At 73.0% G+C, this 25,235-nt stretch carries 23 protein-coding genes; 11 read left to right on the forward strand and 12 right to left on the reverse strand.

Annotation, left to right across the window (positions count from 1 at the left end):
* Positions 1–184: 184 nt before the first annotated feature.
* Positions 185–1,720 (forward strand): serine/threonine-protein kinase, encoded by a 1,536-nt coding sequence (locus MILUP08_RS29310; protein ID WP_007464653.1) that lies wholly within the window; start codon positions 185–187, stop codon positions 1,718–1,720.
* Positions 1,721–1,735: 15 nt separating this feature from the next.
* Here the strand turns inward: MILUP08_RS29310 and MILUP08_RS29315 are convergent, their stop codons facing one another.
* The 9 genes from MILUP08_RS29315 to MILUP08_RS29355 all read right to left on the reverse strand — a co-directional run bounded on the left by MILUP08_RS29315 (position 1,736) and on the right by MILUP08_RS29355 (position 11,062).
* The gene (locus MILUP08_RS29315) at positions 1,736–2,791 is read right to left on the reverse strand and encodes a glycosyltransferase family 4 protein (RefSeq protein ID WP_083916077.1); all 1,056 of its coding nucleotides are present in this window, start codon (positions 2,789–2,791) and stop codon (positions 1,736–1,738) included.
* Positions 2,792–2,948: 157 nt separating this feature from the next.
* On the reverse strand, positions 2,949–3,608 hold the full coding sequence (locus MILUP08_RS29320; RefSeq protein WP_007464658.1) for a BON domain-containing protein: 660 nt from the start codon (positions 3,606–3,608) through the stop codon (positions 2,949–2,951).
* Positions 3,609–3,782: 174 nt separating this feature from the next.
* Positions 3,783–5,408, reverse strand: coding sequence for a S1C family serine protease (locus MILUP08_RS29325; RefSeq protein ID WP_007464660.1), 1,626 nt, complete (start codon positions 5,406–5,408; stop codon positions 3,783–3,785).
* Between the two features lie 62 nt (positions 5,409–5,470).
* Positions 5,471–7,033 (reverse strand): sensor histidine kinase, encoded by a 1,563-nt coding sequence (locus MILUP08_RS29330; RefSeq protein ID WP_007464661.1) that lies wholly within the window; start codon positions 7,031–7,033, stop codon positions 5,471–5,473.
* Positions 7,030–7,731: a response regulator transcription factor gene (locus tag MILUP08_RS29335; RefSeq protein WP_039906810.1), complete on the reverse strand. Its 702-nt coding sequence runs from the start codon at positions 7,729–7,731 to the stop codon at positions 7,030–7,032. Before MILUP08_RS29335 ends, MILUP08_RS29330 begins: the two co-directional genes overlap by 4 nt.
* An 84-nt stretch (positions 7,732–7,815) precedes the next feature.
* Positions 7,816–8,427 (reverse strand): PadR family transcriptional regulator, encoded by a 612-nt coding sequence (locus tag MILUP08_RS29340; protein WP_007464663.1) that lies wholly within the window; start codon positions 8,425–8,427, stop codon positions 7,816–7,818.
* Entirely contained in the window at positions 8,424–9,248 is an 825-nt protein-coding gene (locus MILUP08_RS29345) for a DUF4097 family beta strand repeat-containing protein (RefSeq protein WP_007464664.1), read from the reverse strand. Before MILUP08_RS29345 ends, MILUP08_RS29340 begins: the two co-directional genes overlap by 4 nt.
* 105 nt (positions 9,249–9,353) lie before the next feature.
* Positions 9,354–10,292, reverse strand: coding sequence for a lysophospholipid acyltransferase family protein (locus MILUP08_RS29350; RefSeq protein WP_007464665.1), 939 nt, complete (start codon positions 10,290–10,292; stop codon positions 9,354–9,356).
* Positions 10,289–11,062 carry a GNAT family N-acetyltransferase gene (locus MILUP08_RS29355; RefSeq protein WP_007464666.1) on the reverse strand — a complete coding sequence of 258 codons (774 nt, stop codon included), beginning with the start codon at positions 11,060–11,062 and terminating at the stop codon, positions 10,289–10,291. The genes MILUP08_RS29350 and MILUP08_RS29355 overlap by 4 nt, the downstream gene beginning before the upstream one ends.
* Positions 11,063–11,213: 151 nt before the next feature.
* Between MILUP08_RS29355 and MILUP08_RS29360 the strand changes: the two genes are divergently transcribed.
* The 3 genes from MILUP08_RS29360 (at position 11,214) to MILUP08_RS29370 (ending at position 13,751) form a co-directional block, all read left to right on the forward strand.
* The gene (locus MILUP08_RS29360) at positions 11,214–11,858 is read left to right on the forward strand and encodes a hypothetical protein (RefSeq protein WP_007464667.1); all 645 of its coding nucleotides are present in this window, start codon (positions 11,214–11,216) and stop codon (positions 11,856–11,858) included.
* 139 nt (positions 11,859–11,997) lie between these two features.
* Entirely contained in the window at positions 11,998–12,933 is a 936-nt protein-coding gene (locus MILUP08_RS29365) for an ABC transporter ATP-binding protein (RefSeq protein ID WP_007464668.1), read from the forward strand.
* Positions 12,930–13,751: an ABC transporter permease gene (locus MILUP08_RS29370; RefSeq protein ID WP_007464669.1), complete on the forward strand. Its 822-nt coding sequence runs from the start codon at positions 12,930–12,932 to the stop codon at positions 13,749–13,751. Before MILUP08_RS29365 ends, MILUP08_RS29370 begins: the two co-directional genes overlap by 4 nt.
* Positions 13,752–13,802: 51 nt before the next feature.
* On the opposite strand, the gene MILUP08_RS29375 is transcribed toward MILUP08_RS29370, so the two are convergent.
* Together MILUP08_RS29375 and MILUP08_RS29380 are read right to left on the reverse strand one after the other, a co-directional pair.
* Positions 13,803–14,210: a hypothetical protein gene (locus tag MILUP08_RS29375; protein ID WP_007464671.1), complete on the reverse strand. Its 408-nt coding sequence runs from the start codon at positions 14,208–14,210 to the stop codon at positions 13,803–13,805.
* Positions 14,207–14,545 (reverse strand): hypothetical protein, encoded by a 339-nt coding sequence (locus MILUP08_RS29380; RefSeq protein WP_007464674.1) that lies wholly within the window; start codon positions 14,543–14,545, stop codon positions 14,207–14,209. Before MILUP08_RS29380 ends, MILUP08_RS29375 begins: the two co-directional genes overlap by 4 nt.
* A gap of 256 nt (positions 14,546–14,801) precedes the next feature.
* Between MILUP08_RS29380 and MILUP08_RS29385 the strand changes: the two genes are divergently transcribed.
* The 4 genes from MILUP08_RS29385 (at position 14,802) to MILUP08_RS29400 (ending at position 22,309) form a co-directional block, all read left to right on the forward strand.
* Positions 14,802–18,545, forward strand: coding sequence for a multifunctional oxoglutarate decarboxylase/oxoglutarate dehydrogenase thiamine pyrophosphate-binding subunit/dihydrolipoyllysine-residue succinyltransferase subunit (locus MILUP08_RS29385; RefSeq protein ID WP_007464677.1), 3,744 nt, complete (start codon positions 14,802–14,804; stop codon positions 18,543–18,545).
* A 123-nt stretch (positions 18,546–18,668) separates the two neighbouring features.
* The gene (locus MILUP08_RS29390) at positions 18,669–18,854 is read left to right on the forward strand and encodes a DUF6104 family protein (protein ID WP_007464679.1); all 186 of its coding nucleotides are present in this window, start codon (positions 18,669–18,671) and stop codon (positions 18,852–18,854) included.
* 273 nt (positions 18,855–19,127) lie between these two features.
* Complete coding sequence (gene pta, locus MILUP08_RS29395; RefSeq protein WP_007464681.1) at positions 19,128–21,197, forward strand: phosphate acetyltransferase; 2,070 nt, start codon at positions 19,128–19,130, stop codon at positions 21,195–21,197.
* Positions 21,194–22,309, forward strand: a complete 1,116-nt coding sequence (locus MILUP08_RS29400) for an acetate/propionate family kinase (RefSeq protein WP_007464684.1) — start codon at positions 21,194–21,196, stop codon at positions 22,307–22,309. The genes pta and MILUP08_RS29400 overlap by 4 nt, the downstream gene beginning before the upstream one ends.
* A 30-nt stretch (positions 22,310–22,339) precedes the next feature.
* Here MILUP08_RS29400 and MILUP08_RS36160 read toward each other — a convergent pair whose 3' ends face one another.
* Positions 22,340–22,513, reverse strand: coding sequence for a hypothetical protein (locus MILUP08_RS36160; RefSeq protein ID WP_007464686.1), 174 nt, complete (start codon positions 22,511–22,513; stop codon positions 22,340–22,342).
* Positions 22,514–22,670: 157 nt separating this feature from the next.
* Between MILUP08_RS36160 and MILUP08_RS29405 the strand changes: the two genes are divergently transcribed.
* The 3 genes from MILUP08_RS29405 to MILUP08_RS29415 all read left to right on the forward strand — a co-directional run bounded on the left by MILUP08_RS29405 (position 22,671) and on the right by MILUP08_RS29415 (position 25,198).
* Positions 22,671–23,564, forward strand: a complete 894-nt coding sequence (locus tag MILUP08_RS29405; RefSeq protein WP_007464688.1) for an alpha/beta hydrolase family protein — start codon at positions 22,671–22,673, stop codon at positions 23,562–23,564.
* Between the two features lie 52 nt (positions 23,565–23,616).
* A complete protein-coding gene (locus tag MILUP08_RS29410) occupies positions 23,617–24,162 on the forward strand; it encodes a nucleotidyltransferase domain-containing protein (protein WP_007464689.1) in 546 nt (181 codons plus the stop codon).
* 70 nt (positions 24,163–24,232) lie between these two features.
* A complete protein-coding gene (locus MILUP08_RS29415; RefSeq protein ID WP_007464690.1) occupies positions 24,233–25,198 on the forward strand; it encodes an alpha/beta hydrolase family protein in 966 nt (321 codons plus the stop codon).
* Positions 25,199–25,235: the final 37 nt, after the last annotated feature.

The following is a 25,235-nucleotide window of genomic DNA, read 5'->3' on the forward strand; positions in this document are numbered from 1 at the left end:
GCGTCCGCCGCCCACCGACGGGCCGCCGCCGACCGGGTGGCGGGCCCGGTCGCCGCTGCCCGCGCCGCCCGCGGTGGGCGCACCCCGGCCGCCGTCCGGCGACGATCCACCGCATCGGCGTTGACAGGCAGGACACATTCGCGCAACCTGATACCGCTCCCACCCCAGAGGGCAGGTGCGATAGGTGAAGGCAGCGCTGCATCCGGGCCGATTGCTGGCCCGCAGGTACCGACTCATCGACCAGATCGGTGCCGGCGGCATGTCGGTGATCTGGCGGGCACGGGACGAGGTGCTCGATCGCGTCGTGGCGCTCAAGGTGCTCGCGCCGTCGCTCGCCGCCGACGCGCGGTTCCGCGACATGGTGCGGGAGGAGGCGCGAGCCGCCGCCCAGTTGGTGCACCCGCACGTGACGTCCGTGCACGACTACGGCGAGACGGTCGACCCGGACGGGTCCATCACCTCGTTCGTGGTGATGGAGCTGCTCAGCGGCGAGGAGTTGGAGCTGCGGCTCACCGAGGGCCCGCTGCCGTGGCCGGAGGCGGTCGAGGTGGGCGCCCAGGTCGCGGACGCGCTGGCGGCCGCGCACCGGCTGGGCATCGTGCACCGCGACATCACCCCGGCCAACGTCATGATGACCGCGATGGGGGTGAAGGTCCTCGACTTCGGCATCGCCACCCGGATCGGCGCGCCGGACGAGGACGAGGACGGCGGCACCTTCGGCACCCCGGCGTACGTGGCTCCGGAACGGCTCGACGGCGCACCCGCCCAGCCGGCCACCGACGTCTACTCGCTCGGCGTCCTGCTGCACGAGGCGTTGACCGGCCGGGTGCCGTACCCGGCGGACACCTGGGAGCAGCTCAGCGCCGCGCTGGCCGGCGGCCCGGCGCCGACCCTGGCCGACCTGCCGGAGCTGCCCGCGGCGGTGGCGCGGATCTGCCTGCGGAGCCTCTCCCGGGACCCGGCGGACCGGCCGACGGCCCGGCAGCTCGCCACTGCGCTGCGCGACCATCGCCTGCCGCCCGACCCACCGACAGCCACGACCCGGGTGCCCACGCTGGCCCTGCCGTCGTCGGCGGCGGCCTCGCCGAGCAGCGCCGTTCCGACGGGGCACGCGGGCGTCGCGACGGCGCCGGTGGCGACCGCGTTACACGCGGGCGACGGGACCGCGCCGCCGGTGGACGACGTGACGGAGCCGGCCGGTGCGGGGCCCGGCCGGTCCCGGCGGCGGGCGCTGCTGCTCCTGATCCCGGTGGTGCTGGCCGTCGCCGTGGCGCTTGCCGGTGCGGCCCTGCTGCCGGACCAGCAGCCGGATCGCCGGGCCCAGCCGTCGGCCGGCCCGGTCACGCCCGCGCCCACCGACCCGCCTACCGACCCGCCGGCCACCGAGCCGTCCCGGCCGACCCCGACGCCGTCGTCGCCACCGGCCACCCGCGCGCCCACCGGCGAACCGCGCACCCTCGTGGAGGCCGCCAACCGTGTCGACGGGCTGATCGGCGCCGGCCTGCGCGACGGGGAAATCCGCGACGACGTCGCCCTCGACCTGCGCAACGAGCTGCGCAACCTGCTGGCCGCCGTCGGCTCCGGCCGGGACGAGCTGGCCCCACCGGTGGCCCGGCTGCGCGAGAAGGTCACGGTCCGCCTCGGCGAGGGGGCGATCAGCCCGGCGTACGCGCAGCGGCTGGACGCCGCCATCGCCGAGCTGGGCGCGGCACGGGTCTGACCCGGGGTGACGCCGTCAGCGGACCGCGACGGTTGCCGTCTCCCGGACGGCGGGCCGCCCGAGGGCGAAGCGCCGGTAGACGTCCTCGTAGCCGTACGCCATCCGCTCGACCGAGAAGTTCTCGGCGACGTGCGACACGCAGTCCTGCGGGTCCAGCTCCCGGGCGGCCAGCAGCGCGGCGGGCAGCTCGTCGGGCCGTTGGCAGACCAGCCCGGTGAGTCCGGGCCGCACCAGTTCGGGCACCGCGCCCCGGTCGAGCGCGACCACAGGCGTACCGGTCGCCATCGCCTCCAACATCACCATGCCGAACGGCTCCTCCCACTGGAGCGGCATGATCAGGCAGCGGGCGTCGACGAGCATCCGCAGGGTCTCGGCGCGGTCGGCGTTGAGCACGACCGTCACGTCCTCGTCCACAAGCGGCGCGACGACCTGCTCGTAGTAGCGCCGCTCGGCCGGCTCGTTGCACTTGCCGGCCAGCAGCAGCGGCAAGCCGGCCTCCCGGCAGGCGCGGATGGCGATGTCCGGGCCCTTGTCCGGGCTGAAGCGGGCCAGCCACAGCACCGGCCCGGGGCCGGGCTCGGTCTTGCGCGGAAAGCCACGCAGGTCCAGCGCGTTGTGCACGGTGCCGGCCCAGGGCAGGCCCGGGTTGAGTCGGCGCTGGGCGTGCGAGATGGCCACCAGGGCGACGCCCTCGTCGGCGTCGCCGAGCACGTCGCCGTACTCCCCCACCGGGTTGCCGTGCACAGTCGCCACCGTCGGCACGGACCGGCGGCCGGCCACGAGCGGGCCGATCGTGGTGTGGTCGTGGATCACGTCGAAGTCGGCAGGTGTGATCATGCGTTTCAGCCGGGCCAGGTGCGCCAGCTCCGGCAGTGACTCGCCGAGCCGTTCGTACTGGACCTGGGCGACGGTCGAGACGAAGCCGCCGGCGGCGGTGCCGTGCTGCTCGCCGGCACCGAACAGCGTCACCGCGTGGCCGTGGGCGGTCAACGCGTCCACCAGGCCGGCCACCACCTGCTCCAGGCCGCCGTAGCCGGGCGGCGGCACGGACAGCCATGGCGGGACCACCATCGCGATGCGCAACGACCGCTCCGGCGAGCGGTCGGCGGGCGGGTGGTTCACGGCCACGAGTCCTCCCCGTTGATCCCCGATCGGGTATCGCCGTCGGTCGGCATGGTCCGCGGCGGTTTCCCCGCCCGGCCTCCGGTAAACCGGACAAGACGGACGCCTACCCGCCGACCAGGAGTTGATCGTGCACGGCCCGTACGCCCGGCGCCGACCACGCCACCCGCTCCACCTGGTCCCGTTCCCACCACGAGCGGACCACTCCGGCGAGGACCAGCGTGTCGCCGTCCACCTCCACCGTCACCCGCTCGGCGCCGAGCGTGCGCGCCAGGGCACGCCGGACGTCCTGCCGCAGCCGCTCGCCGGCCGGTGGCGCGGACGGTCGCACCTCGATGAGGTTCGTGATCCCCCGTACGCCGTCCAGCCGGCGCAACTCCCCCTCGGCGGCCCGGCGCTGCCAGCCGAACTCGACCTCGCCGCGCAGCATCAACCAGCCGTTGGCCACTGTGACGTCCAGTCGGTCGGCGGGCACGAAACTGTCCCACTCCAGGGCCCGCGCCGCGGCGAGGGCGACATCGCCGTCGGTACGCCCCGGTGTCCCCGGCAGCCGCACCTCGATCTCGTCGGCCACCACGCGTACCCCGTGCACCCGTTGGGCGCAGCGGGTCGCCGCCCAGGCGCGGGCCGCCCCGTCCACGAACCCGGTCAGGGTGACCACCCCCTGGTCGACTGCCACGCCGATCTCGTTGGGTCGCAGCCGCGGATCCCAGGCCAGCTCGGCCAGGACCGCACGCTGGATCCACTCGTCGTCGCGGACGTCCACCGGCCCTCACCTCCGTCTCGCCTCGTCCACCGAACGTGCCGGGTGTACGGGTGACGGCGGTTCACCCGAGGAGGGTGAACCGCCGTCCGGGCGGAAAAGAGCGGCGGGTGACGGAGCCGACCCCCTCGGCCCCGCCACCCGCCGCCGGAGGGAGGAGGCAGGTTCAGTTGTCGGTCAGGACGTCTCGGCGAGCGTCACGGTCGCCGTCTTCTCGGTGCCGTTGCGCTTGAAGTGCACCTCGACCCGGTCGCCGACCTTGCCGGCCTGCACCGCGCCGACCAGGTCGTCGGAGTCGTTGATCACCTTGTCGCCGAAGCGGGTGACCACGTCGCCGCGCTGGAGGCCGGCCTTTTCGGCGGGGCTGCCCGTGGTGATCGAGGCGACCAGCGCGCCGCCGCCCTCGGCCTGGTTGACGCCGACCCCGAGCGAGGGGTGGCTCACCTTCTCGCCGCGCTGGAGCTTGCCCGCGACGTCCTTGGCCTTGTTGCTGGGGATGGCGAAGCCCACGCCGATGTTGCCGGTGCTCTGCCCGGAGGTGGCGATGGCGGTGTTGACGCCGATCACCTCGCCCCGGGTGTTGACAAGCGCACCACCGGAGTTGCCGGGGTTGATCGGGGCGTCGGTCTGCAGCAGGCCGGAGATCGAGCTGACCGCCTGGCTCTGCTGGTTCGGGTCCTGCTGCTGGCCACCCTCGCCGGCCCGGATGGTGCGGTCCCGGGCGCTCAGGATGCCCGCGGTCACCGAGCCCTGCAGACCGAGCGGGCTGCCCAGGGCGAGCACCTGGTCGCCGACCTGCATGGCGTCGCTGTCGCCGAAGGTGGCCGGCTTGAGGTTGCTCACCCCGTCGGCCTTCACCACGGCCAGGTCGGTCTTCGGGTCGGTGCCGACGATCTTCGCCTGGGCCTTGTTGCCGTCGGCGAAGACCACCTGCACGGTGTCCCCGCTGGCGGAGGCGACCACGTGGTTGTTGGTGAGCACGTAGCCGTCGGCGGTGAGCACCACGCCGGAGCCCTCGCCGCTGTCGGTGGCGATGGAGACGACGCTGTCCTGGACGGAAGCGGCGATCTTCGGCAGGTCGGCGCTGTTGAGCACGGGGGCCGCCGAGTAGGTGCGGGTGACCCCGCCGTTGTCGCCGTCGAGGGCGAGCGCGAGCGCCCCACCGGCGACACCGGAACCGAGCATCAGGGCGAACACCGCGACGCCGGCGCCTGCGAACTTGGCGATCCGGCCCGGCCGGGGCCCGGAGCCGGGCGGCGTGGCCTGCGGCCCCCAGGGCGGCACGGGCTGCCCCGGGTGGTGCTGCTGGTGCTGGGGGTGCTGCGGGTAGCCCGCGCCCGGCTGGCCCCCGCCGGCCCAGCCGGACTGCTGGCCCGCGTGCCAGCCGGCGCCCGGGTACTGGCCGGCGGCCGGCTGCGGGTAACCGGAGTAGCCGGGGTGGCTGGGCTGGGCAGGCTGGCCGGAGTAGCCGGGCTGGCCGGGCACCGGGTGGCCGGAGACCGGGTACGGCGGCGCGGACGCACCGGCGACGGTCGGCGGCTCGTACCCCGAGGGCTGGCCCGCGGTCGGCGGCTCGTACCCGGTCGGCTGCCCGGCGTGCGGGGCGGACGCGGTCGGGCCGTCGGGCACGGCCGGGGTGGCGACGGTGGGGGCGGTGTCCCCGTCGGTCGAGACGACCGGAACGGGGGTGGTCGGAGAGTCGGACTGCGCGCGCTCGTCGCGCGGCAGCTCGGCGGTGGGGTGCGACGGCTCGGCGTCGGTGGGGGCCGGCCGGCGCTGCGGGTCGGACTCGAACTCGGTCATGGGACTACCTTCTCCCCGGGCACTGCAATCAACCTGGAACCGTCCTGGAAGTTGGCTGAAAGTCACTCGCCCAGGTCGTCGACCTTGGGCACCTGCGGCAGCCGGACCCGGAACGTCGCCCCGCCGCCGGGTGTCTCGAGCACCTCGACCGAGCCGTGGTGCGCGGCGACGAGCGCCGCCACGATGGCCAGGCCGAGACCGGTGCCGGTGTTGCCGTCGGCCCGTCGGGTCCGGGCCGCGTCGGCCCGGTAGAACCGCTCGAAGACCCGCTCCGACTGCTCGCGCGAGAGACCGGGGCCGGTGTCGACCACGTCCACGACGGCGAGGTTGCCCGGCTCGGCGCGCAGGCGCAGGCTGACGTCGGCGTCCGGCGGGGTGTGGGTCAGCGCGTTTGTCACCAGGTTGCCGATGATCTGCCGCAACCGCGCGTCGTCGGCATAGACGACGAGCGGGCCGGAGCCGGGCTCGATCTCCAGCTCGATCCGCCGGTCCGGGGCGATCGCCCGCGCCGCCTGGACGGCCTCGGAGGCGAGCACCGGCAGCTCCACCGGGGCCAGCGAGAGCGGCCGTTCCTGGTCCAGCCGGGCGAGCAGCAGCAGATCCTCCACCAGCAGACCCATCCGGGCCGCCTCGTCCTCGATGCGGCGCAGCAGCCCGGCGGTCTGCTCGGGCGCGCGGGCCGCGCCCTGCCGATACAGCTCGGCGAAGCCACGGATGGTGGTCAGCGGGGTCCGCAGCTCGTGCGAGGCGTCCGCGACGAACCGCCGCATCCGCTCCTCGGAGCGTCGGGCCCGCGCCTCGGACGCCTGGGCCGCGGCGGCCGCGTCGCGGGCGGTGCTCTCCGCCGAACGGGCAGCCGTCTCCGACGCCGCGCGGGCGGTGAACGCCGCCTCGATCTGGGTGAGCATCGCGTTCAGCGCGCGGGAGAGCCGGCCCAGCTCCGAGGTGGGCTGCTCGTGCCCCTCCTCCGGGTCGGGCACCCGGCGGGTCAGGTCGCCACCGGCGATGGCGGCGGCCGTCCGTTCGATCTCGACGAGGGGCTTGAGGCTGGTCCGCACGATCGCCGCGCCCACCGACGCGAGCAGGATCAGCACCGCACCGCCGACCAGCAGGTCGATCCAGGCCAGCCGCTTCACGGCGAGGTCGACGTCGGTGAGATGCTCGCCGATCGCCGCCATCTGGCCCCCGGGCCGCTCTATGTAGAGCATCCGCCAGCGCACCGAACTGTCCCGGGCGCGGACGGTGCGCGGGCCGTCCTTCTGTGCCCTCTCCTGCGCTTCGAACCCGGCCGCGTCGCTCGGCCACGGCGGCAGGTCGGCCGGCGTGAAACGCGTCGTGTCGTACGCGTAGTCCTGCACCTTGCCGGTGCTCGGGTTGGTCAGCACCACCACGTAGTCGCTGGGCAGGTAGACCCCGGTCGACGTCGGCATGGCCGACTGGATCCGGTTGGCCGAGTCCCGCAGTTCGAGGTCGATCTGGCCGACCAGATAGTTGTGCAGGAAGTACGCGGTCGAGACACTGATCACCACCAGGGCGAGCGAGACCAGCGCGAGCACCGACGCGACCAGCTTGACCCGCAGCGGTACGCCCCGCAGCCGCCCCTTGGCCTGCTGGACGGCGTTCACGCCGCCGGCTTGCGCAGCACGTACCCCACGCCGCGGAGGGTGTGGATCAGCCGGGGCTGGGTGGTGTCCACCTTGCGCCGCAGGTAGGAGATGTACGACTCGACGATGTTGTCGTCACCGCGGAAGTCGTAGTTCCAGACGTGGTCGAGGATCTGCGCCTTGGACAGCACCCGGTTGGCGTTGAGCATCAGGTAGCGCAGCAGCTTGAACTCGGTCGGCGAGAGCTGCACCCGCTGCCCGGCCCGGTGCACCTCGTGGGTCTCCTCGTCCAACTCCAGGTCGGCGAAGGTGAGCCGGGACGGGGCCTGCTCGCCGGTGCTGGTGCGGCGCAGCACGGCGCGGATCCGGGCGGTCAGTTCCTCAAGGCTGAACGGCTTGGTGACGTAGTCGTCGCCGCCCAGGGTGAGCCCGCGGATCTTGTCGTCGGTGGCGTCCCGGGCGGTCAGGAACACCACGGGGGTACGCGTGCCGCCCTCGCGCAGCATCCGGATGACCTCGAAGCCGTCCAGGTCCGGCAGCATGACGTCGAGCACGACCAGATCGGGCCGGTGGTCCTTGGCGGCGTTCAGGGCCGCGCTGCCGCTGGTTGCGGTGGCCACGTCGAAGCCCGCGAAGCGCAGGCTCGCGGAGAGCAGTTCGAGGATGTTGGGGTCGTCCTCGACGACGAGAAGTCGCGCCTCGGTCTGGGTAGCGGGCATGGGCCCAATCATCGGTGACCTCACTGCACCGGCGCTGGACGCTTCCTGGAAAAACCCTGTGAGTCGCCGGGCGCCGGACAGGTGTCAGCGCAGCAGTCGGCGCAGCCCGTCCAGGGCGCCGTCGAGCAGCCGGATCGCCGTGCGCAGTTGAGTGTCGCTGAACTCCCGTGCCCGCGCCAGACGGCTCACCTCGGCGCTGAACGAGGCCAGCCGCTTGTCGAACTCGTCGAGCAGGGCGGCGCGCGGCACGTCGGCCGCCGGGGGTCGGTACGACGACGCCTGCGGCTCCCACCGCGTACGCCGGGTCTGTCGGGTGGCCTCGCTCAGCTCGCGCTTGAGGTCGCGCGTCGAGCCGCGTACCTCGCTGCGGATCTCGCCGGCCAGGGTGGAGAGGTCGGCCACCGAGGCCGCGATGTCCGCTTCCAACGCGGCCAGCTCACCGGCGCGCTGGCGCAGCTCGGCGAGGCCGGCCTCGGTGATGGCGTACGTCTTGCGCCCCCCGGCGGCGGTGTGGCTGACCAGCCCCTCGGCCTCCAGCCGTTGCAGGCGGGGGTAGATGGTGCCGGCGCTTGGCGCGTAGAGACCGAGGAACCGGTCCTCCAGGAGACGGATCAGCTCGTAGCCGTGCTTGGGGCCGTCGTCGAGGAGCTTGAGGAGGTAGAGCCGGAGCCGGCCGTGGCTGAACACGGCGGTCACGGCAACTCCTCCTCGTCGGCGGTCACCGGTCGGGCGAGGAGCGAGATGCTTCCCGACGTCGCGGAGGCCCAGAGCTTACCTTCGCCGGCACCGAGCACTCCCTCGCTGCTCGGCAGCGGGAATCGCGAGTTGCGCACCTGCGGGAAGCCGCTGGTGATCCGGCCGGAGGCGGTGTTCAGCCGGACGGCGAGGTCGCTGTCCTCGCGGACCCGGACGGTGATGCTGCCCGAGATGGTGGTGAGCTGGATCTCGCTGCGTCGGGGGTTGTCCAGGTCGCAGGTGATGGCGCCGGAGACGGTCTGCGCGCGGACCCGGTCGGCGGCGCTGTCGGCGAGGACGACCTCCCCGGAGACGGTCTCCAGGGTGAGGTCGCCGCGCACACCGAGCGCCTCCACCGGGCCGGAGGTGATCTTCGCGGAGGTGTTGCCGCGCAGGCCCATCAGGGTGATCTGGCCGGAGACGACGTGGGCCGTGGTCTGCCGGCGCAGGCCGGAGGCGACGAGCGATCCGGAGACCAGTTCCAGGTCGGCGAGGACGTCGGCGGGCACGGCGACGGACACGTCCACCCGCGGGTAGCGGTGGATCATCTGGAACCACCGCAGGACCTCCGACCAGCCGTGGCCACGCTCCTGACGGATGCTGAGCCGGCCGTCGGCGTGGTCGATCAGGACGGGCCGACGGCCGACCTGGGTGACGTCGATCCGGGCCGGGCCGTCGGTGGCGACCACGTTGAGTCGTCCACTGATCAGGCGGACGTCCAGTCGGGTGACCGGGCCGTCCACGGTGAGCCGCTGCGGGCTGTCGACAGTCCATCCGGCCATGGCGTCCTCCCCTCGTCGGCGCGCCCACGCGCACCGACGAGGAGACCATAACGCGATACATCGCGACACACAAGACTGTCGCGAGTCACCCCTCCCCCGCCCGCTTCAGGCCGCCAGGTCCAGTTCCCGGCCGTCGGTCGCCGTCCGCCTCGGATCCGCCGTGGTCAGACTGGGCACCGGCCGCAGCCGGGCCCGCGTCGCGGCACCCGTCGGAGGCACCAGGTGTACGGCCGACTCGGCGGCCCGGGCCAGCAACCGCCGGTCGGCGTCACCGGCCGGGTGCAGCGCGGCGGCGATCGTCACCGAGACCACCAGGTGCCGCGCCGCGACCACCCGGGCGACCGAGCGCAGCAGGGTGTCCGCGCCGAGGAAGGCGGCGGCCGTCGTGACCGCTCCGGTGGCCTCGCACCGGTACCCCAGGCGCAGCGGCACCACCGGGCTGCCCGCGTCGATGGCGGCCTGGAACATCGCGGGCCGGAAGCCGCCCCCGGGCCGGCACTCGGCCGCGCCGTCCCCGGCACACCAGGTCGTACCCTCCGGAAAGACCGCGACCGACCGGCCGGCGCGCAGCGTGTCGGAGAGCCGGCGCACGGTGGCCGGCAGCGCCCGCGGCCGGGACCGGTCCACGAAGACCGTGCCCGCCGCCGCCGCGAGCAGCCCGACCACCGGCCAGGACCGGATCTCCCGCTTCGCCACCATGCGGGTGGGCGCGACCGCCAGGACGGCGAGGACGTCAAGCCACGAGACGTGGTTGGCGACCAGCAGCGCGCGCCGCCGGGGCAGCCGACCTTTGATCACCAGCCGGACGCCGAACGCACGCACGGTGCCGCGGGCCCAGCCGCGCAGCACCGCCTGCCGCTCCCGCGTCGGCAGCACGGGCAGCAGCACCGCCACACCCACCCCGGCCAGCAGCATCCCGCTCGCCGCGACCAACCGGAGCACCCGGCGGGCCACCGGCACCGTGGGCACCTCGCCGGCCGCCGGCAGGCAGTCGTCGTCGCAGCCCGAGAAGGGCCGCCACAGATCCTGCGCCCCGACGGTCACCGCTGGTCCCCGCCCAGGAAGTGCCGCAGGTAGCGCGGGTTCATCCGGTCCAGCGAGAAGAGGACGTAGAAGTCCGCGCACCCGAAGTCCGGGTCGTACGCGGGCTCACCGCAGATCCACGCGCCGAGCCGAAGGTAACCGCGCAGCAGCGGGGGCACCGCCACGCGAGAGCCCGGGTCGGTGGCGAAGTCCGCGGCGGCGGCCGGCTCGGCGAACCACGGGCGCAGCGGGCGCACCCGCAGCGGCGGCGGCGACAGGTGCCGGGCCTGGGCCTGGGCCCACACCCCGGCGACGGTCCGACCACAGTCGTCGACAGGCACCGAGGCGCAGCCGCCGAGCCAGCGGGAGCCGCGCAGGTGCAGGTAGCGGGTGATCCCCGCCCACATCAGGTTGATCACCGCGCCCGAGCGGTGGTCCGGGTGCACGCAGGACCGGCCCGCCTCGACGAGGTCGTCGCGGAGCGGGTCCAGGGCCCCGAGGTCGAACTCGTCCTCGGCGTACCTCCTGTCGGTGCGACCGGGCGGCAGCAGCCGGTACGTGCCGACGACCTGCCCGGTGCTGTCCTCGCGGACGATGAGGTGGTCGCAGTGGGCGTCGAAGGGGTCCACGTCCAGTCCGGCGCCGCCGGGGGCGAGGGTGGCGCCCAACTCCGTGGCGAACACCTCGTGACGCAGGCGTTGCGCGGCCGCGACCTGGGTGGGGTCGTCGGCGATCAGCAGGGTGTATCCGCTGGTCGTCAGGGGTGCGCCAGCGACATGCAGAACGGCCATGGGATCTGTGTAAGTGCCCCGGGTTGCCATCGGTGGGCACCACTGGTGTCGACCGGATGAACGCCGACCGGCGGATGCCTGCGACAGTGGCCGTGCGAGGCTGCCCGACGGAACGGCGACGGCGCCGCCCCACGCCCCACGGAGGTCACCTGTGCGCATCGAGTCCCGCTACAACGGGCCCACCGGCTCCGGCAACGGCGGGTGGAGCGCCGGCCTCTTCGCCGCCGAGGCGGGACCCGCACCGGTGGAGGTGACGCTGCGTCGGCCACCGCCGCTGGAGACGACGCTGAGCCTTGTCGACGGCGAGGTGCGGGACCCGGCCGGCGAGCTGGTGGCCGAGGTACGCCCCGCCGGTGCCGTGGACGCCGTCGTGCCCCCGGTCGACCGGGAGACGGCGGTGCAGGCGTCGACGCGCTACCCCGGGTTCGTCGAGCATCCGTACCCCCGGTGTTTCGTGTGCGGTCCGAGCCGGACCGACGGGTTGCGGATCTTCCCCGGCCGGTTGCCGGACGGCCGGACCGCCGCGCCGTTTCGCGCACCCGAACAGGTGAGCGACGCCATGGTCTGGGCCGCGCTGGACTGCCCCGGCGGCTGGGCGGTGCTCGCGCCGGGCCGCCCGTACCTGCTCGGCCGGATCGCCGCGGTGGTCACCGCCCGCCCGGCGCCGGGCGACGAGTGCGTGGTGACCGGCGCGCTGATCGGCATCGACGGCCGCAAGGCGCTCGTGCACACCAGCCTGTACGGCCCTGGCGGTGCGCTGCTCGGCGCGGCCCGGGCCACCTGGATCGCCCGCTGAGGGCCTCCGTCGTTCGCAGGGAGGAGACGCCTCCGTCCCGCGGGGGACCACGCCGTACGGACCGGGCCTGATTGACCTTGTTGCTCGGGACCGTCACGCTGTGCCACGGCGTACCTCGACGCCACACGGGAGGAGAATGATGACTGACGGGCAGCGAAGCCCCACCAGCGACGGTCAGATCGTGGTGTCCGGTCTGACGAAGCAGTACAAGAACGTGCGGGCGGTGAACAACCTGTCCTTCACCGTGGCGCCGGGGCGGGTGACCGGCTTCCTCGGCCCGAACGGCGCCGGTAAGACCACCACGCTGCGCATGCTGCTGAACCTGGTCACGCCGACCGCGGGCACGGCCACCATCAGCGGCCGGCGCTACGCCGACCTCACCGACCCGCTGCGGCACGTCGGCGCGATCCTGGAGGCGTCCAGCGCGCACAAGGGCCGCACCGGCGTCAACCACCTGCGGGTGATCTGCGCGGCGGCCGGCCTGCCCAAGTCGCGCGCCGACGAGGCGCTGGAGCTGGTCGGGCTGACCCCGGCGGCGAAGCGCAAGTTCAAGGGCTACTCGCTCGGCATGAAGCAGCGGCTCGGTATCGCCGCCGCGATGCTCGGCGACCCCCGGGTGCTGATCCTCGACGAGCCGGCCAACGGGCTGGACCCGGAGGGCATCCGGTGGATGCGCGGGTTCCTCAAGAACCTCGCCCACGAGGGTCGTACGGTGCTGGTCTCCAGCCACCTGCTGTCGGAGATGCAGCTGCTCGCCGACGACGTGGTGATCATCGCGGCCGGGCAGCTCGTCCGGCAGGGTCCGGTCGAGCAGGTGCTCGGGTCGATGGCGCAGGGCGCCCAGGTGCGGGTCCGCACCCCGCAGGCCGAGGCGCTGACCACCGCGCTGAAGGCGCAGTCGGCAACCGTCACCACCGACGAGCACGGCGTCCTGCTGGTCTCCGGGGTGGACGCCCCGACGATCGGCAAGGCCGCCCTGGCCGCCGGCGTCGAGCTGCACGAACTGACCACCGAACGACCCGACCTGGAACGGGTCTTCCTGGAGCTGACGGCCGGAAAGGCGGGCATCCGATGAACCTCGTCCGATCCGAGCTGCTCAAGATCCGTACCACAAACACCTGGTGGATCTTCGCGCTGATCAGCCTGCCGCTGTGGGCGCTCACGCTGCTCTTCAACTGGTTGCAGACCGACGCGCTGACCAGCACCAACCCCGCGGACGTGGGCGACCAGTCCGCCCAGTTCGAGGCCGCGGCCACCCCGGACGCGATCGCGTCGAACCTGTTCACCTCCGGGCAGTTCTTCGGCCTGATGATCATCATGTTGCTCGGCATCATCGTGGTGACAAGCGAGTTCTTCCACCAGACGGTCACCACCACGTTCCTGACCAACCCGCACCGCACCGCCGTGATGATCGCCAAGCTGGTCGCGGCGAGCGTGCTGGCGCTGCTGTTCTGGCTGGTCACCACCGTGTTCAACCTGATCGCCGGCTCCGCGGTAATCAGCGCCGTCGGGCTGGACTCCCAGTTGGGCAACGACGCCGCCTGGCGGGCGATCGGGTTGAACCTGCTCGCGTACCTGCTGTGGGCGGTGTTCGGCGTCGGCATCGGCGTGCTGATCCGCAGCCAGATCGGCGCCACAGTGACCGGCATCCTGCTCTACCTGGGTGGCTCGATCGGCGCGGCCGTGGTGATCGCCGTCCTGGCCAACCGCTGGGGCGACTGGATCAACAACCTGCAGTTGCTGGTGCCGTCGCTGGCCTCGTCGCTGATGGTCACCGGGACGGACATCCCCGGTAACCCGCCACGCTGGGCGGGCGCCGCCGTGCTCATCGGGTACGCGGTGGTCACCGGCCTCGTCGGCAGCCTGCTGCTGCGCCGGCGCGACATCTCCTGACCGACGGAGTTCCGGGGTGGCGGCGGCACGGCCGCCACCCCGGATCGCCCGTCACCCGCCCGGGCAGCCCCGGCCACCGCTGATCGGTACGCAGTGCGTGACCGGCGGGTCGGACTCCTGGTCGGCGGGGACGTGCCCGGTCAAACCGGTGCTGGTCATGCCGGCGACCAGCGCGACCGCCACGTAGAGCAGCACCATCCCGGCGAGCGCCCCGGCGAAGTGCCGCCGCCAGAGCGCCTCCCCGGCCAGTACGGCCAGCAGCAGCCCGAGCACCGGAAGCACCCCGTTGAGCAGGAGCCCGGCCGTCAGCACGGCGTCAGTGGTCGCGCCGAACGCCTGCGCGTCGTCGGCGCTCGGCGTGTACGGCCTGGACACGCGCCGGATCAGGCCCACCAGCAGCAGGAACGGCACCCCGTAGAGCCAGGCGAAGAAGAGCCCGCCGAGGCCGGCCCGCTTCACGAGCGACCCAGGTACACGGCGGCGCAGACCCCGACGCCGAGCGCCGCGGAGGTGGTGCCGGCGAGCACCGCCGAGGGGAGGACGCGGACGACGAGCGCAGCGACAAGCGCCGTCACGCCCAGCAGCCCGAGGAGCACAGGCGTGCCCCACACCAGCCCGACGAACACCAGCGACTCGCCCGGTGACAGGCAACTGAACCAGGCCGCGCAGTCGTCCCGCGGCGCGCTCGGCACACTCGTCGTGCCCACCGCCACGGCCGCTATCGCGGTTCCGTACCAACCGGACGCCACCGCCATGCTCCGGCCGTAGCGCCCCCGTACCCCGTGTTGATCCATGCGCCCGATCCTGGCGAACGGCGGCCACCCGGACATCGGTAGGGATACTCAGATCCGCCGTACCAGTCGGTGACGAGCCGCGCAGGGGTTGCTGAACTTCTGGCATCTTCTGTGAAACCGGCCACCCGGCCGAGGCGGAAATGCCTGCGGGATCCGTACGGCGTAGCCTGGGAGTCGTCCTGTCCGTGGTCCATCAACTGGACGCGACGGACACCGCGTGACACACAAACCCGCGTGAAAGAGGCGATTACCGGCCGTGTCGACCCAGCAGACTTCGCAGGAGAACCCACTGGCGGGTTTCGGCCCGAACGAGTGGATCGTCGAGGAGATGTACCAGCGGTACCTCGCCGACCCAACGAGCGTCGATTCGGCCTGGCACGACTTCTTCGCCGACTACCGGCCGGCGCCCGGCGCCGGCACACCGCGCGGGGCGGAGACGTCGGGCAAGCCGGCCGCCGCGCCCGAGCCGGACGGCCAGCCCGAGGCGGCGGCCACGGTCAGCCAGCCGAGCGCCCCGGCGAAGCCGAGCGCCGCAAGCAAGCCGGCCGCAGCGCCGTCGGCGCCGGCCAAGGCCGCGCCCGCGGCCGCGAAGGCCACGCCGGAGAAGGCCGCGCCGGCCGCGAAGGCCACCGCGCCGACCGCCGACGGCCCGCAGACCACCCCGCTGCGGGGTGTCGCCGCGAAGATCGTGCAGAACATGGACGCCTCGCTGAGCGTGCCCACCGCGACGAGCGTCCGCGCGGTCCCGGCGAAGCTGCTTGTCGACAACCGCATCGTGATCAACAACCACCTCGCCCGGGGGCGCGGCGGCAAGGTCAGCTTCACCCACCTGGTCGGCTACGCGATGGTCCGGGCGCTGGTGGCGCACCCGGAGATGAACAACTCCTTCGCCGAGGCCAACGGCAAGCCGGCCGTGGTCCGCCCGGCGCACGTCAACCTCGGCATCGCCATCGACCTGGCCAAGCCGGACGGCAGCCGCAACCTGGTGGTCCCCTCCATCAAGGGCTGCGAGCAGATGGACTTCCGGCAGTTCTGGCAGGCGTACGAGGACGTGGTCCGGCGGGCGCGGCGCAACGAGCTGACCATGGAGGACTACTCCGGCACCACGATCTCGCTCACCAACCCGGGCGGCATCGGCACTGTGCACTCCATGCCGCGGCTCATGCAGGGGCAGAGCGCGATCATCGGCGTCGGCGCGATGGAGTACCCGGCGCCCTACCAGGGCATGTCCGAGGCCACCCTCGCCGAGCTGGCCGTCAGCAAGGTCATCACGCTGACCAGCACGTACGACCACCGGATCATCCAGGGCGCGCAGTCCGGCGAGTTCCTCAAGGTCATGCACGAGCTGATCCTGGGCGAGCACAACTTCTACGACCAGATCTTCACCTCGCTGCGCATCCCGTACGAGCCGGTGCGCTGGGTGCGCGACGTGGCCGTCAACTCCGAGGGTCAGATCAACAAGACCGCCCGGGTGCACGAGCTGATCCACGCGTACCGCGTGCGCGGTCACCTGATGGCCGACACCGACCCGCTGGAATTCACCATCCGCAAGCACCCCGACCTGGACGTCCTCCAGCACGGGCTGACCCTGTGGGACCTGGACCGCGAGTTCCCGGTCAACGGCTTCGCCGGCCGCCAGCGGATGAAGCTGCGCGAGATCCTCGGTGTGCTGCGCGACTCGTACTGCCGGCGCGTCGGCATCGAGTACATGCACATCCAGGACCCGGAGGAGCGGCGCTGGATCCAGGAGCGGATCGAGCGCAAGTACGAGAAGCCGTCCGCCGACGAGCAGAAGCACGTGCTCAACCGACTCAACGCCGCCGAGGCGTTCGAGACCTTCCTGCAGACCAAGTACGTCGGCCAGAAGCGCTTCTCGCTGGAGGGTGGCGAGTCGCTGATCCCGCTGCTGGGCGAGGTGCTGGAGTCCTCCGCCGAGAGCGGGCTGGACGAGGTCGTCATCGGCATGGCCCACCGGGGCCGGCTCAACGTGCTGGCCAACATCGTCGGCAAGCCGTACGAGAAGATCTTCTCGGAGTTCGAGGGTCACCTCGACCCGCGCTCGACGCAGGGCTCCGGCGACGTGAAGTACCACCTGGGTCAGAACGGCAAGTTCACCACCCCGGACGGCGAGCACGTCGTCAAGGTGTCGCTGGTGGCGAACCCGTCGCACCTGGAGGCCGTCGACCCGGTGCTGGAGGGCATCGTCCGGGCCAAGCAGGACCGGATCGACCTCAAGCTGGAGGGCTACACCGTGCTGCCGCTGGCGGTGCACGGTGACGCGGCGTTCGCCGGGCAGGGTGTGGTCGCCGAGACGCTCAACCTGTCGCAGCTGCGCGGGTATCGCACCGGCGGCACCGTGCACGTGGTGGTCAACAACCAGGTCGGGTTCACCACCGCCCCGGAGTACAGCCGGTCCAGCCTCTACAGCACCGACGTGGCCCGGATGATCCAGGCGCCGATCTTCCACGTGAACGGCGACGACCCGGAGGCCGTGGTCCGGGTGGCCCGGCTGGCCTTCGAATACCGGCAGGCGTTCAACAAGGACGTCGTGATCGACATGGTCTGCTACCGCCGGCGCGGCCACAACGAGGGCGACGACCCGTCGATGTCCAACCCTCAGATGTACAAGATCATTGACTCGAAGCGTTCGGTGCGCAAGCTCTACACCGAGGAGCTGATCGGTCGCGGCGACATCACCGTGGAGGACGCGGAGGAGCTGCTGCGCGACTACCAGGCGCAGTTGGAGAAGGTCTTCAAGGCCACCCGGGACGCCGCCGCCGCGCCGCGCCAGCTCAACCGCCCCCGCCGCGAGGAGGAGCCGGAGCCGGCGGTCGACACCGCCACCGACGCCTCCGTGGTGAAGGCGATCGGCGAGGCGCACACCAACCTGCCGGAGGGCTTCACCCCGCACAAGCGGATCCAGCAGCTGCTCGACCGGCGGGCCAAGATGTCCGTCGAGGGCAACATCGACTGGGGCTTCGGCGAGATCATCGCGTTCGGGGCGCTGCTGCACGACGGGGTCACCGTCCGGCTCGCCGGCCAGGACTCGCGGCGTGGCACCTTCGTCCAGCGGCACGCGTCGGTGGTCGACGCCCGCACCGGCGACGACTACCTGCCGCTGAAGACCCTCACCGGCGACGGCGAGCGCTCCCGGTTCTTCGTGCACGACTCGCTGCTCAGCGAGTACGCGGCGATGGGCTTCGAGTACGGCTACTCGGTGGAGAACGTCAACGCGCTCGTCGCCTGGGAGGCCCAGTTCGGTGACTTCGTCAACGGCGCCCAGTCGGTGATCGACGAGTTCATCTCCTCCGGCGAGGTGAAGTGGGGTCAGCGCTCCGCGGTGACCCTGCTGCTCCCGCACGGCCACGAGGGCCAGGGCCCGGACCACACCTCCGGTCGCCCGGAGCGGTTCCTGCAGATGTGCGCCGAGGACAACATGCGGGTGTCCATCCCGACGACCCCGGCGAACTACTTCCACCTGCTGCGCCGCCAGGCCCTGTCGCCCAAGCGCAAGCCGCTCGTGGTGTTCACGCCGAAGTCGCTGCTGCGGCACAAGCTCTGCGTCTCCTCGGTGGAGGACTTCACCACCGGCACCTTCCAGCCGGTGCTGCGCGACACCGCCGCCCCGGCACCGGAGTCGGTGAAGCGGGTGCTGCTCTGCTCCGGCAAGGTCTACTACGACCTGTTCCAGGCCCGGCAGGAGCGCGGCATCACCGACACCGCGATCATCCGGATCGAGCAGCTGTACCCGCTGCCGGTGGAGGAGATCCGGGCCGCCCTCGCGCAGTACCCGAACGCGGAGGACTTCGCCTGGGTGCAGGAGGAGCCGGCCAACCAGGGCGCCTGGTCGTTCGTCGCGCTCAACCTGCTGGAGCACCTCACCGACGTCCGGCTGCGGCGGATCTCCCGCCCGGCCGCGGCGGCCCCGGCGGTCGGCTCGGCCAAGACCCACGAGGTCGAGCAGACCGCGCTCATCGAGGCGGCACTCCCCCGCCCGTGACCTGACCGCGCCACGCGAGCCGGGGCAGGGCCGTTGACCACGGTCCTGCCCCGGCTCGCGTCGGTCCGTCCGAACCACCGACCCGCCCGGCCAGTCGCCGGGCCAAGAACGAGGACGTACGCCGTGTACTTCACCGACCGTGGCATCGAGGAGCTTGTCGAACGCCGGGGCGACGAGCAGGTGACCCTGGAGTGGCTGGGCGAGCGCCTGCGCGACTTCGTCGACCTCAACCCCGACTTCGAGACCCCCATCGAACGGCTGGCCACCTACCTGGCCCGCCTGGACGACCCGGACGACGAAGACGCCTGACAGGCCAGCGGCACCCCGTGATCCCGCCGGTGGGGGGACGGGCGTGACGCTGCCCGCTGCCGGCGGGGGGCAGGCACCTGTGTCGTTCCCTTTGCTCTGCTTCAACTGACGCAACGGCGAACGTCCGATATCCGGACACCGGGTGGTGCGCGGGTTGAAGCAGAGCAAAGGGTGACCTGAACACCTCGCCGACCCGCCGTCGAAACGCACGAACCCGAGTCGCCTTCTCGGCCCACCAGGGTTGCCACCCCCGCGACCTTCTAGGGTTGGCGTGTGGCTCGCAGCGTGTATCTGACAAGCGTCGGTTCGGGCGGGGGCAAGTCGACAATCGCCCTCGGGCTGGCCGAGTTGCTGTCGCGACAGGTGGGGCGGATCGGCGTGTTCCGGCCGCTGGTCCCCGACGCCGTCCCGGACCCGATCCTCGCCCTGCTCAGCGAGCGGTACCGGGTCGAGCTGCCGCTGTCGGACCTGGCCGGGGCGACGTACGCCGAGGCGGCCGCGCTCGTGGCCGACGGCCGCCGCGAGGAGCTGATCTCCATCGTGGTGGAGCGCTACCGGGCGGTGGAACGGCAGTGCCCGGCGGTGGTCGTGGTGGGCAGTGACTTCGACGAGCCCGGCGACCCGGCGCACCCCCGCGAGCTGGCCTTCAACGCCCGGCTGGCCACCGAGTTCGGCAGCGTGGTGGTGCCGGTGGTGGACGGCTACGAGCAGGAGCCGACGGCCGTCGCGGCGGCCATGCGCGGGGCGTACCACGATGTGGCCGACCTGGGCGCGACGGTGCTCGCGGTGATCGCCAACCGGGTGTCCGAGCCGATGACGCTGCCGGAGCTGCCCGTGCCGGCGTACGCCATCCCGGAGGTGCCGAGCGTGTCGGCGCCGACGGTGGCCGAGGTGGCGGCGGCGCTCGGCGCGACCCTGCTGGCCGGGGACGACGCCGCGCTCGGGCGGGACGTGCTGGACTTCGTGGTCGGCGCGGCGCACGTGCCCACCCTGCTGGGCCACCTCACCGAGGGCGCTCTGGTGATCACCCCCGGGGACCGGGCCGACCTGCTCGTCGCCGCCAGCGCGGCGCACGTGGCCGGGCAGGTGTCGGTGGCCGGGCTCGTGCTCACCCTCGGCGAGCAGCCCGACCCTCGGGTGATGCGGCTGGTGGAGGGCCTGAACACCGGCCTGGCGGTGCTCTCCGTGGGCAGCGACAGCTACGACACGGTGGCCGCGTCCAGCCGGATCGAGGGGCGGCCCAGCATCGCCAACCCGCGCAAGGTGGAGGCCGCGCTCGGCGCGTTCGAGCGCTGCGTGGACACCGACGACCTGGCCCGCCGGCTGCGGGTCAGCCGGTCGGCGCGGGTCACCCCGCTGATGTTCGAGAACGAGCTGATCGACCGGGCCCGCTCGAAGCCCCGGCACCTGGTGCTGCCGGAGGGCGCCGAGGAGCGCATCCTGCGGGCGGCGGAGATCCTGCTGCGCCGGGGCGTGGCCGACCTGACGCTGCTCGGCCGCCCGGACGACATCGCCCGGCGCACCCGCGAGCTGGGCATCGACCTCGGCGAAGCGCGGCTCGTCGACCCGGCCACCAGCGGGTGGCGCGACGAGTTCGCGGCCGAGTACGCGCGGCTGCGCGCCCACCGGGGCGTCACCGCCGAGTTGGCGCACGACATCGTGGCCCAGCCCAACTACTTCGGGACGCTCATGGTGGCAGCCGGGTACGCCGACGGCATGGTCTCCGGCGCCACGCACACCACGGCCGCCACCATCCGGCCGGCGTTCGAGATCATCCGTACCGTGCCGGAGGTCTCGGTGGCCTCCAGCGTCTTCTTCATGCTGCTCGCCGACCGGGTGCTGGTCTACGGCGACTGTGCGGTCAACCGCGACCCGGACGCCGCCCAGCTCGCCGACATCGCGATCTCGTCGGCCGACACCGCCGCCCGCTTCGGCATCGAACCCCGGGTGGCGATGCTGTCGTACTCCACCGGCAGTTCCGGCGCGGGCGCCGACGTGGAGAAGGTCGCCGCGGCCACCGCGCTGGTCCGGGAGCGTCGGCCCGACCTGCTCGTCGAGGGGCCGATCCAGTACGACGCGGCGATCGACCCCGCGGTGGCGGCGACGAAGCTGCCCGACAGCCCGGTCGCCGGCCAGGCAACGGTCTTCATCTTCCCGGACCTGAACACGGGCAACAACACGTACAAGGCGGTGCAGCGCTCGGCCGGGGCGGTCGCCGTCGGCCCGGTCATGCAGGGCCTACGCCGGCCGGTGAACGACCTGTCCCGCGGCGCGACAGTGCCGGACATCGTCAACACGGTGGCGATCACCGCCATCCAGGCGGCCGCCGAGGAGGCGTCATGAGTCGGGTACTGGTGCTCAACTGCGGGTCGTCGTCGGTGAAGTGGCGCCACTACGACGGGGACCGGACCCTCGACCAGGGCACCGTCGAGCGGGTCGGTGAGCCCGGCGGCGGCCCGGCGGACCACGCCAGCGCAGTCCGGCAGATCCTGGCCGGGCTGGACCTGACCGGGCTCGCGGCGGTCGGTCACCGGGTCGTGCACGGCGGCCGGACGTTCAGCGCGCCGGCGCTTGTCGACGACGCGGTGCTGGCCGCGATCAAGGACCTGGTCCCGCTCGCCCCGCTGCACAACCCGGCCAACCTGGCCGGCATCGAGGTGGCGCGGGCCGCCCTGCCGGACGTCGCGCAGGTCGCCGTCTTCGACACGGCGTTCCACCACACGCTGCCGGAAGCCGCCGCGACCTACGCGATCGACCGGGACACCGCGCAGCGGTACGACATCCGCAGGTACGGCTTCCACGGCACCTCGCACGCGTACGTCTCCCGGCGTACCGCCGAGCTGCTGGGCCGCCCGTACGACCAGCTCAACACCATCACCCTGCACCTGGGCAACGGTGCCAGCGCCTGCGCGGTCGCGAACGGCCGCAGCGTCGCCACCTCGATGGGGATGTCCCCGCTCGAAGGGCTCGTGATGGGCACCCGCAGCGGCGACCTCGACCCGACGGTGATCTTCCACCTGCGCCGGGAGGGCGGCCTGTCGGTCGACGACATCGACGACCTGCTCAACCACCGCAGCGGCCTGCTCGGGTTGACCGGCGCCAACGACATGCGTGAGGTGCTCCAGCGCCGGGCGGCCGGGGACCCGGCCGCCGCGCTCGCCTTCGACGTGTACTGCCGGCGGATCACCGGGTACGTGGGCGCGTACTACGCGCTGCTCGGCCACGTGGACGCGATCGCGTTCACCGCAGGCGTGGGTGAGCACGCCGCGCCCGTCCGGGCCACCGCGCTGGCCGGGCTGACCCGGCTCGGCATCACCGTCGACGAGGCGCGCAACGACGGCGACGGCGACCGGCTGATCTCGCCGGACGGCGCCGAGGTGAGCGTCTGCGTCATCCGCACCGACGAGGAACGGGAGATCGCCCGGCAGACCCGGGACGTGGTCGGGACGGACTGACGCCGCCACGGCCCGTCCAGACGGCCACGGTCAGCGCATCGCCAACCAGGCGACGAGGGCCACCAGCACGACGACGACCACCGCCGCACCGACGATGAGCGGCAGGCGGGACGGCGCGTCGGCCGGACCGGCGGCCTCCGGCGTCTGGGTGAAGGCGCGGAACGCCTCGGTGTTGCCGCTGGGGTCGGTGTAGTTCTCAGCCATGTCGGTGACCCTAGCGAAGCCGGTCGCGGCGCACCGCCCCCGCCTCCGCCGTCGGACCGGGTCGAGCCGGCCGGCGGAGGTGACCCGACCGGGTGGCGGGCAGAGCCGGGCCGGACGGCGGGGTCGCCGGACGTGCCCGGGCACCTACGGTGAAACGGTGGGGGCGGGACGGCTGGTCGCCGTACTGGTGACAGCGCTGCTCGCCGGTTGCGCACCGGCCGGCGCCGTGGCGGGCGGGTCCACCGGACCGCAGACCGCGCGCCGAGCGCCCGAGGGGTCGTACGTCGTCGGCGTGCGTACGCTCACCCTCGATCCGCGCTCGGCGCGCCCCCTGCCGGTCACCATCTGGTATCCGACCGGGACCGGCGGGGTGGCCGCCGGGCGGTTCCCGGTGGTGATCTACAGCCACGGGCTGTACAGCCGACCCGAGCTGCACGCCGAGTTGACCACCCGCTGGGCGGCTGCCGGTTTCGTGGTGGCCGCGCCCGCGTACCCGCACACCCGCGCGGGTGCTCCGCACTTCACCAGGGCCGACGTGCGCAACCAGCCCGCCGACGCCTGGCGGCTGGTCCGGCACCTGGGCCGCCTCGACGACGACCCGGGTGATCCGCTCGCCGGCCACCTGGATCTCACGTCGATCGCCGCCGCCGGTCACTCGGCGGGCGGCTTCACCACCTCCGGCATGTTCACCGAGGGCCACCCGGCCCGGCTGCGCGGGGGCATCGTGATCGCCGGGGGCGGGCTGCCGGGCAGCTTCGCCGGACCGACCGCACCGGTGCTCTTCGTGCACGGCACGGCCGACCCGGTGGTGCCGGTGACTGTCGGCCGGGCCGCCTATGCGCGTACGCCGGGGTCTGCCGCGTTCCTCAGCGTTCTCGGCCAGGGGCACGGCGAGTACCTCACGCCGGGCAGTCCCGGATTCGCCGCAGTCCTCGCCACCACCACCGACTTCCTGCGCTGGACCCTCTACGGCGACCGGACGGCCGGCGCCCGCCTGCCCACCGACGGCCGCACGCCCGGCACCCGCTACGAGTCCCGCCCGCCCACCTGACCGTCTCCGCGGCCTCCCCCGCGCTCCCGGAAGATGTCGCTAGGGTGGCCCGGTGGACGACCTCGCACGCCGCCAGTTGGCGAGCATCGCGGAAGTCGTCGAGGTGGCCGGATCGGCCGGTGTGCCGGTGTGGTTGCGGGGCGGCTGGGCGATGGACTTCGCGCTCGGCGAGGTGTCCCGACCGCACGTCGACGTCGACTGGTACTGCTGGCGCGAGGACGCGGACCGGCTGGCCGCCCTCCTGCTGGCCCGGGGTTGGCGCCCCGATCCCCGGATGCCTGTGGAGTTGCAGCTCGACCTGTTCGCCGCCGACGTGGAGGTGAGCATCGCGTACCTGGGTCGGGACGACGCCTGTCGCCCGACGGTGGGCGCCGGGTCGTGGGCCGGCACGCCGCTGCCGGCCGGAATGCTGGACGCCCCACCCGGTCGGATCGGCACGTTGACCGTGCCGACGATCTCGGTGCCGGCCCAGATCGAGTTCAAGCAGATGTTCCCGGTGTGGATGCCGGAGCGTCCCCGCCGACCGAAGGACGCGGACGATCTTGCTCGACTGCGCGCTGGGCCTCGTCGAGCAGGTCCTCGTACACCCCGACCTTGAAGCCGATCAGGTCCAGGCACTGCGTCGAACAGCGCCGAGCCGCCCGGCGTGGCGGGGCACAATTGGTTTCATGTCGCGTCGCGTCACCCCCACGCTGCTGGCCAGCGTCCTGCTCATGGCCGGCCTGGTCGGCTGCTCCACCGACGCCCGCAAGACCGAGAGCTGGCAGGCGCCGTCCGAGCCACCGCCCGCCGCCACGCCGACGCCGAAAGTGCCCGCCGGGACCGCGCCGAAGGGCGCCTTCGGCGTCGGCGTACGCCAGCTCAAGCTGAACCGCGACGGCCGTGCGCTGCCGGTGACGCTGTGGTATCCGGCGGCCGGGAATACCGGCGGTGCGGCAAAGCGGTCCGCGGCGGCCGCGACGGGCCGGTTTCCGGTGGTCATGTTCAGCCACGGCCTCACCGGACGGCCGGAGGACTACGCCACCCTGCTGACCCGCTGGGCGGCGGCGGGCTTCGTGGTGGCCGCGCCGACCTTCCCGCACACCTCCCGGGGCAGCGACGGCAACATCCTCGACGTGCTCAACCAGCCGGCCGACGTGTCGTACGCGCTGACCCAGGTGTTGGCCCTCGACGGCAAGGCCGGCGACGGGCTGCGTGGCCGGCTGGCCACCGACCGGGTGGCCGCGGCCGGGCACTCGGCCGGCGGGGTGACCACCATCGGCCTCTTCACCGCCAGCCGGGACGAGCGGCTGGACGCCGGGGTGGTGTTCGCCGGCACGGCCGTCGGCGTGGGTACGGCGTTCGCGGGGGCTACCGCGCCGCAGCTGTTCGTCCACGGCGAGCTGGACGAGGTGGTCGACTACGCGGCGGGCAAGGCGGCGTACGACAAGGTGCCCTGGCCGAAGGCCCTGCTCAGCCTGCCCAAGGGCGACCACGGGCGGGCGCTGCTCGGCGACGCTGCGACGCTGCGGGTCGTCGCGGACACGTCAGTCGAGTTCCTGCGCTGGTCGCTGTACGGCGACGCGGAGGCCAAGAAGCGCATTCCCACCGACGCGACGCGCGGCGACATCGCCACCTTCGACAACCACCTCTGACCCGCATCCCCAAGATCCGCGCAACGTCAGGGATGTT

This window comes from Micromonospora lupini str. Lupac 08 (assembly GCF_000297395.2).
Taxonomy (GTDB): domain Bacteria; phylum Actinomycetota; class Actinomycetes; order Mycobacteriales; family Micromonosporaceae; genus Micromonospora; species Micromonospora lupini.